The organism is Phaeobacter sp. JH20_02, from assembly GCF_048056915.1.
GTDB classification, from domain to species: Bacteria; Pseudomonadota; Alphaproteobacteria; order Rhodobacterales; family Rhodobacteraceae; genus Phaeobacter; species Phaeobacter bryozoorum.
Genome location: NZ_JAYMVP010000032.1, coordinates 19,729 through 33,299, shown reverse-complemented (window position 1 = coordinate 33,299; position 13,571 = coordinate 19,729). Strand labels below are relative to the sequence as shown.

Annotated in this window: 13 protein-coding genes; 8 read left to right on the top strand and 5 right to left on the bottom strand. The window is 62.8% G+C overall.

The genetic code is table 11. The features are described from left to right. Positions 1–55 precede the first annotated feature (55 nt). The gene (locus VWY34_RS19890) at positions 56–922 is read right to left on the bottom strand and encodes a branched-chain amino acid aminotransferase (RefSeq protein WP_260102748.1); all 867 of its coding nucleotides are present in this window, start codon (positions 920–922) and stop codon (positions 56–58) included. Between the two features lie 159 nt (positions 923–1,081). Between VWY34_RS19890 and VWY34_RS19885 the strand changes: the two genes are divergently transcribed. The 6 genes from VWY34_RS19885 (at position 1,082) to dxs (ending at position 6,428) form a co-directional block, all read left to right on the top strand. Beyond that, positions 1,082–1,594: a MarR family winged helix-turn-helix transcriptional regulator gene (locus tag VWY34_RS19885; RefSeq protein ID WP_260102749.1), complete on the top strand. Its 513-nt coding sequence runs from the start codon at positions 1,082–1,084 to the stop codon at positions 1,592–1,594. Beyond that, entirely contained in the window at positions 1,591–2,292 is a 702-nt protein-coding gene (locus VWY34_RS19880) for a response regulator (RefSeq protein ID WP_260102750.1), read from the top strand. Before VWY34_RS19885 ends, VWY34_RS19880 begins: the two co-directional genes overlap by 4 nt. Positions 2,293–2,371: 79 nt before the next feature. After that, complete coding sequence (locus VWY34_RS19875) at positions 2,372–3,298, top strand: histone deacetylase family protein (protein ID WP_416544161.1); 927 nt, start codon at positions 2,372–2,374, stop codon at positions 3,296–3,298. Next, positions 3,295–3,552 (top strand): exodeoxyribonuclease VII small subunit, encoded by a 258-nt coding sequence (locus VWY34_RS19870; RefSeq protein WP_061050169.1) that lies wholly within the window; start codon positions 3,295–3,297, stop codon positions 3,550–3,552. Before VWY34_RS19875 ends, VWY34_RS19870 begins: the two co-directional genes overlap by 4 nt. Before the next feature lie 3 nt (positions 3,553–3,555). Further along, the gene (locus VWY34_RS19865; protein ID WP_416544160.1) at positions 3,556–4,440 is read left to right on the top strand and encodes a polyprenyl synthetase family protein; all 885 of its coding nucleotides are present in this window, start codon (positions 3,556–3,558) and stop codon (positions 4,438–4,440) included. A 59-nt stretch (positions 4,441–4,499) separates the two neighbouring features. Next, positions 4,500–6,428: a 1-deoxy-D-xylulose-5-phosphate synthase gene (gene dxs, locus VWY34_RS19860; RefSeq protein ID WP_340547016.1), complete on the top strand. Its 1,929-nt coding sequence runs from the start codon at positions 4,500–4,502 to the stop codon at positions 6,426–6,428. Here the strand turns inward: dxs and VWY34_RS19855 are convergent. Next, on the bottom strand, positions 6,425–7,312 hold the full coding sequence (locus VWY34_RS19855; protein ID WP_416544159.1) for an SDR family oxidoreductase: 888 nt from the start codon (positions 7,310–7,312) through the stop codon (positions 6,425–6,427). The genes dxs and VWY34_RS19855 overlap by 4 nt on opposite strands. Before the next feature lie 73 nt (positions 7,313–7,385). Between VWY34_RS19855 and VWY34_RS19850 the strand changes: the two genes are divergently transcribed. Further along, a complete protein-coding gene (locus tag VWY34_RS19850) occupies positions 7,386–8,021 on the top strand; it encodes a class I SAM-dependent DNA methyltransferase (RefSeq protein WP_416544158.1) in 636 nt (211 codons plus the stop codon). A gap of 187 nt (positions 8,022–8,208) precedes the next feature. Here the strand turns inward: VWY34_RS19850 and VWY34_RS19845 are convergent, their stop codons facing one another. From VWY34_RS19845 to VWY34_RS19835, 3 genes are all read right to left on the bottom strand, one after another. Then, positions 8,209–8,994, bottom strand: a complete 786-nt coding sequence (locus VWY34_RS19845; RefSeq protein ID WP_416544157.1) for a carnitinyl-CoA dehydratase — start codon at positions 8,992–8,994, stop codon at positions 8,209–8,211. After that, complete coding sequence (locus tag VWY34_RS19840) at positions 8,987–11,047, bottom strand: acetate--CoA ligase family protein (protein WP_416544156.1); 2,061 nt, start codon at positions 11,045–11,047, stop codon at positions 8,987–8,989. The genes VWY34_RS19845 and VWY34_RS19840 overlap by 8 nt, the downstream gene beginning before the upstream one ends. A 285-nt stretch (positions 11,048–11,332) precedes the next feature. Further along, a complete protein-coding gene (locus VWY34_RS19835) occupies positions 11,333–12,496 on the bottom strand; it encodes an acyl-CoA dehydrogenase family protein (RefSeq protein ID WP_416544155.1) in 1,164 nt (387 codons plus the stop codon). An 89-nt stretch (positions 12,497–12,585) separates the two neighbouring features. Between VWY34_RS19835 and VWY34_RS19830 the strand changes: the two genes are divergently transcribed. Continuing rightward, positions 12,586–13,530, top strand: coding sequence for a GlxA family transcriptional regulator (locus tag VWY34_RS19830; RefSeq protein WP_416542669.1), 945 nt, complete (start codon positions 12,586–12,588; stop codon positions 13,528–13,530). The last annotated feature ends 41 nt before the right edge of the window (positions 13,531–13,571 follow it).

Genomic DNA, 13,571 nt, shown 5'->3' with positions numbered 1-13,571 from the left:
GGGTTTTCCCCGCGCTTTTGCATTTTAACAGCGATCTGGCGTTCCGGGCGCAGGGTCAGCTGCGCACCAGCTCCTCATAGGCTTTGGCGATCTCACGCGTCATCTCGCCCACCTCGAAGCTGTGCGGACCGATCTGGCCAACCGGGGTGACTTCGGCGGCGGTGCCGGTCAGCCAGCACTGTTCGAACCCGTCCAGTTCCTCCGGCATGATGTGGCGCTCGTGCACGGTGATACCGCGATCCTTCAGCATACCGATTACGGTCTGTCGGGTGATGCCGTTCAGGAAACAGTCAGGTTTCGGCGTATGCACTTCGCCATCCTTCACGAAGAAAATATTGGCGCCGGTCGCCTCCGCCACATAGCCACGGTAATCCATGAACAACGCATCCGAGCAGCCCTTGGCCTCGGCCTTGTGCTTGGAGATGGTGCAGATCATGTAGAGACCTGCCGCCTTGGCGTGGACCGGGATGGTTTCCGGGCTTGGTCGTTTCCATTCCGCGATATCCAGTTTGGCGCCCTGCATCTTGGCATCGCCATAATAGGCGCCCCAGCCCCAGACCGCGATGGCCATGCGCACCGGGTTCTTCGCCGAAGCGACACCCATGTCTTCGCCCGAGCCGCGCCAGACAACGGCCCGCACATAGGCATCCTGCAATCCGCTGGCTTTCAGGGTTTCCTGCTTCGCGGCTTCGATCTGATCCACGGTATAGGGCATCGGCATATCCAGCGCTTCTGCGCTGGCGACCAGACGCTCCGAATGCTCGCGACTCTTGAAGATCTTGCCATTATAGGCGCGCTCACCCTCGAAGACGGAGGAGGCATAATGCATCGCGTGGCTGAGGATATGGACCTTGGCATCGCGCCAGTCGACCATTTCCCCGTCCATCCAGATCAAACCGTCCCGATCATCATAACCCGCCATGGCGCACCTCCTAATGCCTCGCCCAATTTCCAGAAGTTGCGCATTATATGACCGGTTCGGACATAATGTTGCGCTAAACCTGCGATTCGATACATCTTCAGACTTGGAATGTCAACAACGCTGACTTAAAATGGCCTCAACACAACAGGGGAGAGACCCATGGCAGAAGGGCGACCGGGGCAGGGATTTGGCGGCGAAAGCCTGCTGTTTCTGACGGATGAGCAGTTGCGGCAGGGCATTGAGGCGATGTTCTTTGCCTATCGCGGATTTACCGCAGACCCGGATCGTATTCTGGCTGAGATGGCCTATGGTCGGGCACATCACCGGGCGATCCATTTTATCAATCGAGCACCGGGCACGACGGTCAATAATCTGCTGAGCATTCTGGGGGTGACCAAACAGTCGCTGAACCGGGTGCTGCGGGCCCTGATCGGTGATGGCCTGGTGGAAAGCCGGGTCGGGGTCACCGACAAGCGCGAGCGGCATCTGTTTCTGACCGACAAGGGGCGTGCGCTGGAGGCCAAGCTTTCGGATGCGCAGCGCGCCCGGATGCGCACCGCCTACAAGGATGCCGGCCCGGAAGCGGTGCAGGGCTTCAAGCGCGTGCTGGAAGCGATGATGGACGCCGACATGCGGCGCGCCTATGCCAAGCTGCGGGAGAGTGGCACATGACCCGGTTCGATTCCCATCTGCTGATTGTCGATGATGATGAGCGCATTCGCGGCCTGCTGAAGAAGTTCCTGATGCGCGCCGGGTTTCTGGTCACCGCCGCCCGCGATGCCGCCCATGCGCGGCGGGTATTGTCAGGGCTGGATTTCGACCTGATCGTCCTGGATGTGATGATGCCGGGCGAGGATGGGGTCTCGCTCACCCGGTCGCTGCGCGAAACCCTGAGCACCCCGATCCTGCTGCTGACCGCCAAGGGCGAAACGGATGACCGGATCGAGGGGCTGGAAGCTGGCGCGGATGACTATCTGTCCAAACCGTTCGAGCCAAAAGAACTGTTGTTGCGGATCAATGCAATCCTGCGGCGGATGCCTGAGCCCACGGCCCAGGATGCCGCGCCCAAAGTGCTGCATCTGGGACCGATCCGCTATGATATCGAGCGCGGCGAGATGTGGCAGGGTGAGGAGTTGATCCGACTGACCGGCACCGAAAACCAGCTGATGAAGATCTTCTCCGCCTGTCCGGGCGAGCCGGTGAGCCGCACCAAACTGGTCGAGGATCTGGGCCGCGACCGTGGTCAGGCGCAGGAACGCGCCGTGGATGTGCAGATCACCCGGCTGCGGCGCAAGATCGAGCCCAACCCGAAGCAGCCGCAATATCTGCAGACGGTGCGCGGCGCAGGATATATGCTGGCACCGGATTAGGCCCAGAGTTCCGGAGCCGCTGCGCGGCGATTTCATGCCTCCGGCGGGGATATTTCCGGCCAGAAGAAAAGGACGCGCCATGGCGACCGCTTTGTTAACCCACGCAGATTGCCTGCTGCATGTGACGCCCGACGGCCATCCCGAGCGGGTGGCGAGGCTGGAGCATGTGCTGCATGCGCTGGCGGGGCTGGACCTGCACAGGGTCACCGCGCCGATGGCGGCGGAAGACGATATCCTGCGCATTCACCCAAAGAGCTATCTGGAGGAGCTGCGCCGCAGCCTGCCGCAGGAGGGATTTGGTCGCATTGATGGCGATACATTCCTGTCGCCCGGATCGTTGGATGCCGCCTTTCGCGCGGCGGGGGCAGCTGTACGCGCGGTCGATATGGTCCTGACGGGCGAGGTTCAGAACGCCTTTGCCGCGGTGCGCCCGCCCGGCCACCATGCCGAGACGGAGAACGCGATGGGGTTCTGCTTCTTTGGCAATGCCGCACTGGCGGCCAAACATGCGCTGGATCACCATGGGCTGGCGCGTGTGGCGGTGGTGGATTTCGACGTGCATCACGGCAATGGCACGCAGGATCTATTGTGGGATGAGTCGCGGGCGCTGTTCATCTCAAGCCAGCAGATGCCGCTCTGGCCGGGATCCGGTCGCCCCGAGGAGGACGGCGCACACGGCCAGATCCTGAACCTGCCGCTGCCACCCGGATCAGGGGGCGTGCACATGAGGTCGACCTATGTCGATCAGGTGTTTCCGCGGCTGCGGACCTTCAAGCCGGAGCTGATCGTCATCTCCGCCGGCTTTGACGCGCATCAGGATGATCCGCTGGCCGAACTCAATTGGAGCACCGAGGATTTCCGCTGGCTCAGCCGCGAACTCTGCGCGCTGGCGGCGGAGATCTGCGCGGGGCGTATCGTCTCGACTTTGGAAGGTGGATATGATCTGAACGCGCTGGCCGCAGCGGCCAAAGCCCATGTGGAAGAATTGATAGAGGCAGCCAGATGACCGACACCACCAGTCCAGAAACACCCGTTGACGAGCTGAGTTTTGAGCAGGCGATGCGCGCGCTTGAAACCGTGGTGGATCAGCTGGAGCGCGGCGATGTGGCGCTGGATGCGTCCATTGCGCTTTATGAGCGCGGTGCCGCGCTGAAGAAGCGCTGCGAGGACGAGCTGAAGCGGGCCGAGGAAAAGGTGGCGGCAATTACGCTTGATGCCGCGGGCACGCCGACCGGGACCCAGCCGCTGGATGCCGGCTGAGTCATGAGCGCCGCCGCAGACACGCAGAGCCGGCCCTTTGCCCAGGCGCTGAAAGAAGCCCAGACCCGGATTACCGCCCATATGGAGGCCCGGCTGGGCGGCAATGATCCGCTGCATGCGGCCATGCGCTATGCCATCACCGGCGGCAAGATGCTGCGCGGGTTTCTGGTTCTGGAAAGCGCGCGCCTGCATGGGGTTGCCGAACAGGCCGCGCTTGAAGCGGCGCTGGCGATCGAATGTATTCACGCCTATTCGCTGGTGCATGACGATCTGCCCTGCATGGATGACGATGATCTGCGCCGGGGCCAGCCCACCGTTCACAGGAAATGGGATGAGGCGATGGCGGTTCTGGCGGGCGACAGTCTGCAGACATTTGCGTTTGAGCTGCTTGCCGATCCCAAGATCGGACCCCATGCGCTGCCCCTGATCCGCGGGCTGGCGCAATCCTCCGGCAAGGATGGTATGGTCTCCGGTCAGATGCTGGATATCGCCGCTGAAACCGCTGCGCGGCCGCTGGATCTGGATCAGATCACCCAGTTGCAGAACCGCAAGACCGGCTGCCTGATTGCCTGGTCCGCGACCGCTGGCGCGGTCATGGCCGGGGCGGATGACAGCCCGCTGCGACGCTATGCCGATGCGCTTGGCCTTGCTTTTCAGATTGCCGATGACATTTTGGATGTGGAAGGCGATGCTGCCAAGGTCGGCAAGGCCGTGCGCAAGGATGCGGAAGCGGGCAAGGCCACGTTTGTGTCTCTTCTGGGGCTGGACGCGGCGAAGGATCGCGCCAGAACCCTGATGGAACAGGCCTGTGAGGCGCTGACCCCCTATGGTCATGCCGCCGAAACCTTGAAGGAAACCGCGCGCTTCGTTATCTCGCGCGATAGCTGAGCCGCAAGAGACCGCGCCTCGTCAGAGCCAAACGCCCGCCAAACGCTCAAGGAGCTGCCATGTCAGACCGGCCCCAGACCCCTCTTCTGGATCAGATCACCCGCCCGGCGGATCTGAAATCCTTGAGCGATGCACAGCTGACGCAGGTCGCACAGGAACTGCGGCAGGAAACCATTTCCGCCGTTTCCGTCACCGGTGGCCATCTGGGCGCAGGTCTGGGTGTTGTCGAGCTGACCACCGCGCTTCATGCGGTGTTTGACACGCCCCGCGACAAGATCATCTGGGACGTCTCGCACCAGTGCTATCCGCATAAAATCCTGACTGGTCGCCGCGACCGCATTCGCACATTGCGGATGAAGGACGGGCTGAGCGGTTTCACCAAACGTTCGGAATCGCCCTTTGATCCCTTTGGCGCGGCCCATAGCTCCACCTCGATCAGCGCCGCGCTTGGTTTTGCCGTGGCACGGGATCTGGGCGGTGTCATTCCCGAAGGCAGCGGCGATGCAATTGCCGTCATCGGCGATGGGTCGATGTCGGCCGGCATGGCGTTTGAGGCGATGAACAACGCAGGCCATCTGGGCAAGCGGCTGATTGTCATTCTGAACGACAATGAAATGTCGATTGCGCCGCCGGTTGGCGCGCTGTCGTCCTATCTGTCGCGCCTATATGCCGAAGAACCCTTTCAGGAACTGAAAGCGGTGGCAAAGGGGGCCGCATCCCTGCTGCCCGAACCCTTCCGCGAGGGCGCCAAGCGCGCCAAGGATATGCTGAAAGGCATGGCGGTGGGCGGCACCTTGTTTGAAAGCCTGGGCTTTTCTTACCTTGGGCCGATTGATGGTCACGATATGGACCAGCTGTTGCCGGTCCTGCGCACCGTGAAGGCGCGCGCCACCGGTCCGATCCTGATCCATGTGCTGACGAAGAAGGGCAAAGGTTATGCCCCGGCGGAACGCGCCCGCGACAAGGGCCACGCCACCGCAAAATTCGACATGGTGACCGGCGAACAGAAGAAAGCGCCCTCCAACGCGCCCTCCTATACCTCGGTCTTTGGCAAGGAGCTGGTGCGGCTGGCGGCTGAGGATGACAAGATCTGCGCCGTCACGGCGGCGATGCCCGATGGCACCGGATTGAGCCTGATGGCCGAACGCTACCCTTCGCGCTGCTTTGACGTCGGCATAGCCGAGCAGCACGGCGTGACCTTTGCCGCCGCGCTGGCCGCCGGCGGGATGAAGCCGTTCTGTGCGATGTATTCCACGTTTTTGCAGCGCGGTTATGATCAGGTGGTGCATGACGTGGCGATCCAGCGCCTGCCCGTACGCTTTGCCATCGACCGCGCCGGTCTGGTCGGTGCGGACGGGGCGACCCATGCGGGCAGTTTCGACATTGCCTATATGGCCAACCTGCCGGGCATGGTGGTGATGGCCGCCGCTGATGAGGCCGAGCTTGCCCATATGACAGCCACCGCTGCCGCCTATGATGACGGCCCGATTGCCTTCCGCTACCCCCGGGGTGAGGGCGAAGGTGTTGATATGCCCGAGGTGCCGGAGGTGCTGGAGATCGGCAAAGGCCGGATGATCCAGGCGGGCAAACGCGTGGCGATCCTGTCCTTTGGCACCCGGCTGGGTGAGGTGAAAAAGGCCGCCGAGGCGCTTGCCGCCAGAGGCATCACCCCGACAATTGCGGATGCACGTTTTGCCAAGCCGCTGGACCGCGACATGATCCTGCAGCTGGCCGCTGATCACGAGGCGCTGATCACCATCGAAGAAGGCGCAGTGGGCGGTTTCGGCTCCCATGTGGCGCAGCTTCTGGCCGAGGAAGGCGTCTTTGACAGCGGGCTGAAGTTCCGTTCCATGGTGTTGCCCGACACCTTCATCGACCAGGCCAGCCCCGCGGATATGTATGAGGTGGCGGCGATGAACGCACCGCAGATCGAGGCCAAGGTGCTGGAGGTTCTGGGTGTGGCAACGATCGGCGAGAAGCGGGCCTAAACCCCCGTCGTTTCCTGCGGCGGGACGAAGGTCTCGAGGTCCTCGGCGGCGCGGACCGCGCGCAGGCCCTCTCGATAGGTGGGGTAAAGCAGCTCCACCCCCAGATCATCCTTGATACGCTGGTTTCTGACGCGCTTGTTCTCGCCATAGAAACTGCGCGCCATCGGGGTCATACCGGCCTCATCGAAGGGGACTTCGGCAGGGATCGGCAGGCCCAGCAGCTCGGCGGCAAAGCCCAGCACATCCTGTGGAGGGGCCGGATCATCATCACAGAGGTTGTAGATCGCATCGGGATCAGGCTGTGCGATGGAAGCGGCGATAACCTGTGCGATATCGTCCACATGGATGCGCGAGAACACCTGACCGGGTTTCACGATACGGCGCGCCTTACCCGCCATCAGCTTGGCAAAGGGGCCGCGTCCGGGGCCGTAGATCCCAGCGAGGCGAAAGATATGAAGCGGCAGATCGGGGATGGCCTGCCAGCCTGTCTCGGCCGCGGCACGCCAGCGGCCACGCTGGCTGGAAGGGGTTACAGGCGTCTTCTCATCCACCCAGGCACCGTCATGGTCGCCGTAGACAGCAGTGGTGGAGAGATACCCCACCCATTCCAGGGTATCGCCCTGCGCCGCCTCTGCCAGAGCACCGGCCAGTTCGTTCAGCACAGGATCGCCGTCAGTGGTCGGCCCGATGGACGACAGGATATGCGTCACCCCATCCAGCGAGAGGGGGGCACCGGGCCAGGTGATCAGTTCAACGCCTGCAAGAGGTTCCGCATCCTCGGCGGATCGGGTGGTGCCTATGACCCGCCAACCGGCCCGAAGCAGCTGCGGGACCAATGCGCGGGCGGAATAGCCAAGGCCAAGACAGAGAAGCGTTTTTGTCATGTGCCATAGATGCGCGCGAGCCTGTGCGGGTGCAAGACTTGATTCAAGCGTCAAAACCGCATTTCCTGTGGCCATGGCGCAAAAACAGATCACGCTGGCCGCCGCCTACGGGCTGGAGACGCCGCAGCACTCCCGGCAGCTCTATGCCGATTGGGCCGAGAGCTACGACAGCAGCTTTGCCGCAGGATCGGATTACATCCTGCCGGATCAGGTGGCCCGCCTGTTCGCTGCGGCCGACGGGCGCGGCCCTGTTCTGGATGTCGGCGCAGGAACCGGGCTCTGCGGCGTCGCGCTGGAGCGGCAGGGCATTGCTCCGATAGATGCGACCGATATCAGCCCTGAAATGCTGGCACAGGCACTGCGCAAGGATGTCTACCGCGATATCATCGAAGCGGATCTGACCACCGGCGTCCCGGTGCCACGCGGCACATATGCCGGTGTCGTCTCCTCTGGAACCTTCACCCACGGCCATGTCGGACCAGAGGTTCTGCCGGGTATCCTGCGCCTTGCCCGACCGAGGTCGGTGTTTGCGCTTGCCATCAATGCCCGTTTTTCCGCCCGCTGCGGCTTTGCTGCGGCTCTCAAACGTCTTGAGAAGGGCGGCTGGATCCGTGGGCTGACCCTGCCGGAGGTGGCCATCTACGGTCCCAAAGCCACCGGCCCCCACAGCACGGACAAGGCGCTGATTGCGGTGTTTACCAAGGTCTAGGAGCAGCCTGCATTGTGCAGCGCATCTCTCTCAAAGCGCAGCGCCGAGGCTATGCAGGCTCCGATGCGACACAGCCATGCTGACCTTCGCTGTGGGCCGGGGCCCACACTTAATAGCGCCCATCGGGTCTAGGCTGCGCTGAGGTTGATCGCAGGACAACAGCGGGGTCATCTGCCGCATCGGCGCCTTATCTGCCCTTCCACACCGGATCGCGTTTCTCAGCAAAGGCGCGCGCGCCCTCCATCTGGTCCTCGCTGTCATAGAGAATATCAACGCTGCGCAGCTGGCGTTTGGTGATCCGGTTCATCGCATCCTGAAACTTCGCATCCTCGGCGTCGCGGACAATCTCCTTGATCGCGGCATAGACCAATGGCGGGCCGGAGGCGAGCAGCCGCGCCAGCTCCCAGGCCCGATCCATCAGCTGATCTGAAGTCAGGATTTCGTTCACCAGCCCCCAGCGGTGCGCCTCCTCGGCGTCAAACCAGCGTCCGGTCAGCAGGAGTTCCATGGCAATGTGATAGGGAATGCGCTTGGGCAGTTTGATTGATGCGGCATCGGCCACCGTGCCCGACCGGATCTCTGGCAGGGCAAATGTCGCGTGATCTGCGGCCAGAATCATATCCGCCGACAGCGCCAATTCCAGACCACCGCCACAGGCGATGCCATTCACCGCCGCAATCACCGGCTTGTTCATATCGCGCAGCTCCTGCAGGCCCCCAAAGCCGCCGACACCATAGTCGCCATCCACCGCATCTCCGTCGGCGGCGGCCTTCAGATCCCAGCCGGGGCAGAAGAATTTCTCGCCTCCCCCGGTCACAATTGCCACGCGCAGGTCGGGGTCATCGCGAAAATCCCGAAACACCTCGCCCATGGCCACGCTGGTTTTCAGATCAATGGCGTTGGCCTTTGGACGGTCCAGCGTGACCTCCAGAATGGCGCCATCGCGGCGGGTCCGAATGGGGATTTCAGTCATCGGTGGTTTCCCTCTCTCGCAGCAGTGCATCCGCTGCTATGGCATCGCTGGTCGTACAGATCAGCGGATTGATTTCAAGTTCTTCCAGCCTGTCCAGATGGGCAAGCACATAGCCTTCAACCGCGCGGATCGCGCGCAGAATTGCGGCACGATCCGCCGCAGGGCCGCCGCGATACCCGCCAAGCAGCGGGGCAATGCGCAGCTGATCCAGCGCCTCTTCCAGCATGTCCTCATGCACCGGCAGCAACATCGACAGGCTGTCCTGCAACACTTCGCTCAGCACCCCCCCGGCACCCAGCGTCAGCACGAACCCATGGGCGGGATCCCTGATGACCCCCACCAGCAGCTCGGCCACGGTCCCGGTGATCATCTCCTCCAGCAGCAATTGTTCCGCGCCAATCTCCTGCGCCGCCTCCATGACCGCCTCAGGCGAGTGGAGGTTCAACCGCACTGCCCCGGCCTCGCTCTTATGCGCGAAACCTTCGCCCTTCAGCACCAGCGGAAACCCCACCCCAGACACGATGTCATGCAGGCTCTCTGCCAGCGCATCACGGCTTAGCCTGTGGCTTCGGGGAACCCGCAGACCGGCCGCCGCAAGACGCTGTTTCGCGAGGCCTTCGGGGATCAAACTGGCGTCGCCATCCCCTGAGACCGGACCTGGAAGGGCCAGGGGAAAATCAGATGGCACCGCGATACGACTGGCCGCCGCCGCCGCGCCCATGGCCTCTCGCAGGCCGCAGAGCGGCACCACGTCCGCCGCCATAAGCCGCTGCGCGGTCTCTTCGGGCATCAGTTCCGGCAAACTGGCGACCATGGCCATTGGCGCACCGGTTTGCGCCCGCGTTGCTATTGCGGCCTCAACCGTGCAGGCCCAGTCTTCGGCCGAACACCGGTCTGCTCGTGGGAAATCCACGATGAGCATCACCATATCCAGATCAGGATGCACCATGGCGCTGAACGCCCGGGTCATCGCAGGCACGTCCCGCCAGATATAGGTATGGTAGTCCAGAGGATTGGCCAGCGCGACCATCGGGCCCAGGGCTGCGCGCAGCGCCTGATGCTGGCCGTCGGACAACGGCGGAAAGACCACAGACTGCGCCTGCCCGAGATCGGCAGCAAGGCTCGCTTCACCCCCGGAGCAGCTGATCGTCGCAACCCGGCATCCGGCGCGCGGGCCAAGCACATGCAGAACCTTCAGCGTTTCCAGAAATACCGGCAAATCATCCACCCGTGCCACACCACAGCGCCGCAACAGCGCATCGGCACCGGCCTCCTGACCGGCAAGCGACGCCGTATGGGACAGCGTCGCCGCCTGCGCCTGATCCGAGCGTCCGACCTTCAGCGCCACGATCGGTTTTCCACAGGCGGCCGCCTGATGCGCCAGCGATTCAAAGGCACGCAGGTCGCGGACACCTTCGATATGCAGGCCAATGGCGGTTACGCGCGGATCCTCCAGCAGGCCGCGCGCGATCTGTGCGATATCGCTTTGCGCCTGATTGCCAACGGTAACCACATAAGCAATCGGCAGCCCACGCGCCTGCATGGTCAGATTGATCGCGATATTGGAGCTCTGGGTGAGGATTGCCACGCCGCGCTCCACCGGCACGCCACCGTGCTGATCCGGCCATAGCAACACCTGATCCAGATAGTTGATGAACCCATAGCAGTTAGGGCCGAGGATGGGCATCTCTCCCGCCGCTTGCAAAAGATGGTTCTGCAGGTCGGCCCCATCACCGGCCTCCCTCTGGGCCTCGCGAAAACCGGAGGCAAAACAGACCGCCCCCCCAGCCCCCCGGCGAGAGAGCGCCGCCACCGCTTCGACGGTGGCGTGTCTGTTGACGCCGATAAAGCTGGCATCGGGCGCGGCGGGCAGATCATCCACCGATGCAAACGCCGACAAGCCGCAGACCTCCGCAGCCTTCGGATGCACCGGCCAGATCTGGCCGGAAAACCCGATCTTCTGCAATTGCTCGATCACCTGACGACACCAGGCACCGCCACCGATCACCGCGATGGAAGAGGGCCGAAACAAAGTGCTGAAGTCATGTATCATTGCCACGGCTCCCGCCTGAACAGAGGCCCCGATGCCTTCGGCGAGGATATTTGGAGCCAGAAGATGGGTAGGGTTTCATTAACCAGAATCGACGAGCCTCGACAGGCGGTACAGGCGGGGACGCCGATGACCGCGCCAGGAGATGGCCCCCGGTTGCGGCAGCGCCCTTCCGGGGGCTTGATCCTTTCTGCATCTTCTGGCCTTAAATATCCTCGCCGAAGGCGAAATCTGACCCGCCCGCCCGACGCGTCCGGGTAGAGCCTGAGACCGTTCGCCGCCATGCTTTCAACCACCATGCGGACGCAACAGCTCCCGGCTGATAATGTGACGCTGGATTTCGCTGGTGCCTTCCCAGATGCGCTCCACCCGAGCATCCCGCCAGATGCGCTCCAGTGGCAGTTCATCCATCAGCCCCATACCGCCATGGATCTGGATCGCCTCATCCGCGACCATCGCCAGCATTTCTGTTGCCTTCAGCTTGGCCATCGACATGTCGGCCTCGGTCACACTGCCCTGGTCGAATTTCCAAGCGGCTTCCCAGGTCAGCAGGTTGGCGGCCTTCAGCTCTGTTGCCATATCCGCAAGTTTGAAGGAAATGCCCTGAAACTTGCCAATCTGCTGGCCGAACTGGCGACGCTCTGCGGCGTAGGACACCGCGTGATCAAAGGCGCGCTCAGCCCGGCCCAGACAGGTCGCAGCCACCTGAAGACGGGTGGCGCCAAGCCAGGTGTTGGCAAGATCAAAACCCTTGTCGACCTCGCCCAGCACTGCGGTTTTTGGCAGGCGACAGTCGTCAAACTCCAGCACCGCATTGGTATAGCCCCGGTGGCTTACGTTGCGATAGCCGTCACGGACAGTGAACCCCGGCGTGCCCTTGTCGACGAAAAAGGCGGTGATCCGCTTTTTCGGGCCGCGCGCTGTGTCGTCTTCCCCCGTGGCCATGAAAACGATGGCAAAATCCGCGATATCCGCGTGGCTGATGAAATGCTTGGTCCCGTTCAGAACGAAGTCATCGCCGTCCGGGCGCGCTGTCGCGGTCATACCGCGCAGGTCAGAGCCAGCCCCCGGTTCGGTCATCGCAAGACAGTCCCATTTTTCACCGCGAATGCAGGGGTAGAGGTATCTCTCTTTCTGCTCCGGCGTGCCGGCCAGAAGGATATTCGAGGGGCGTGCGACGCAGGTCCAGTGCAGGGCGTAATTGGCGCGGCCCAGCTCCTTTTCATAGAGCAGCCAGGTCAGTGTATCGAGGCCGGCACCCCCCACCTCTTCGGGCATGTTGGCGGCGTATAGCCCGGCCTCTATCGCCTTGGCCTGGATGTCGCGGACCCGTTCCATCGGCAGATGGCCACTGCGTTCGATCTCCAGCTCGTGAGGATAGAGCTCCCTGGTGACAAAGGCGCGCGTGGTTTCCACGATCATCGCCTGCTCTTCAGACAGACCAAATTGCATGTCTTGCTCCCCCGTGATGGGATCCCTGTTGACGTTGACCTGAGCCTAGGGCTGGATACGGTCAGTATCGTGCAGCATCGGACATTTTCGTGCCAAACTGGAAGAAACCACACGCTGCAACGCAGCAGATCGACCTATTGCTGTTCGATCAGTTCTCTGGCCATTGCCTTGCCAATACGGTGGAGCCGCTGCGGGCCGCCAACACGTTTGCAGGCCGACCGCTGTACTCTTGGCGGTTCGTGACGCTTGATGGCAATACCGCGATGTCATCGGCGGCGATGGAGGTCAGCGCGCAGGCGCCGCTGAGCAAAGCTGAGGGCGATATGCTGATCGCCATGCCGAGCTACCGCTATCTGCGCCATGCAACCGAAGCCACATCGCGCGGGTTGCGGGCGGCGCAGCGGCGCTATGGCGTATTGGCGGGATTCGATACCGGTGCCTGGCTGCTGGCTGAGGCCGGGCTTCTGGATGGCTACCGCGCCACCATCCACAGCGCGGAGATCGACGCCTTTGCCGAGGCGTTTCCGACCGTTCAGGCCGAGATGCACCGGTTTCTGTGGGACCGGGACCGGCTGACATGCTCAGGCGCGATGGCGGCCTTTGACGGGATCCTCGACATGATCGCGCGACAGCACGGGCAGGCCCTGCGACTGGATGTTGCCACCCTGTTCCTGAGCGGCGAGCCAGGGGGGACCGGGACATCCAGACCCGTGCGCAGCGCCTCTGTCGGGCGTGCAATTGCGGTGATGGAGGCCAATCTGGAAACCCCGCTCCCGCTGGGCGAAGTCGCGCGACGGGTTGGGCGGAGCCTGCGGGATCTGGCACGTCGCACGCAGGGTGAATTGGGCACAACGCCGCAGACGCTATATCGGCATCTGCGATTGAAACAGGCAAGACGGCTTGTGTTAGAGACGGATTTCAGCATCTCGGAGATCGCCCTGCGCTGCGGCTATGAGAACCCCAGCGCGTTGACCCGCGCCTTTCGCAGCGTCTTTGCCACAACGCCAAGAGACCTGCGCCGCACCCGGAGATAGCAGCCGCAACGCAGGCTGGTGGTTTTCTTGATTTGCAAAAA

Coding starts and splice junctions, on each gene's coding strand:
- VWY34_RS19890 (WP_260102748.1), bottom strand. CDS start 922: ATGGCGGGTTATGATGATCGGGACGGTTTGATCTGGATGGACGGGGAA.
- VWY34_RS19885 (WP_260102749.1), top strand. CDS start 1,082: ATGGCAGAAGGGCGACCGGGGCAGGGATTTGGCGGCGAAAGCCTGCTG.
- VWY34_RS19880 (WP_260102750.1), top strand. CDS start 1,591: ATGACCCGGTTCGATTCCCATCTGCTGATTGTCGATGATGATGAGCGC.
- VWY34_RS19875 (WP_416544161.1), top strand. CDS start 2,372: ATGGCGACCGCTTTGTTAACCCACGCAGATTGCCTGCTGCATGTGACG.
- VWY34_RS19870 (WP_061050169.1), top strand. CDS start 3,295: ATGACCGACACCACCAGTCCAGAAACACCCGTTGACGAGCTGAGTTTT.
- VWY34_RS19865 (WP_416544160.1), top strand. CDS start 3,556: ATGAGCGCCGCCGCAGACACGCAGAGCCGGCCCTTTGCCCAGGCGCTG.
- dxs (WP_340547016.1), top strand. CDS start 4,500: ATGTCAGACCGGCCCCAGACCCCTCTTCTGGATCAGATCACCCGCCCG.
- VWY34_RS19855 (WP_416544159.1), bottom strand. CDS start 7,312: ATGACAAAAACGCTTCTCTGTCTTGGCCTTGGCTATTCCGCCCGCGCA.
- VWY34_RS19850 (WP_416544158.1), top strand. CDS start 7,386: ATGGCGCAAAAACAGATCACGCTGGCCGCCGCCTACGGGCTGGAGACG.
- VWY34_RS19845 (WP_416544157.1), bottom strand. CDS start 8,994: ATGACTGAAATCCCCATTCGGACCCGCCGCGATGGCGCCATTCTGGAG.
- VWY34_RS19840 (WP_416544156.1), bottom strand. CDS start 11,047: ATGATACATGACTTCAGCACTTTGTTTCGGCCCTCTTCCATCGCGGTG.
- VWY34_RS19835 (WP_416544155.1), bottom strand. CDS start 12,496: ATGCAATTTGGTCTGTCTGAAGAGCAGGCGATGATCGTGGAAACCACG.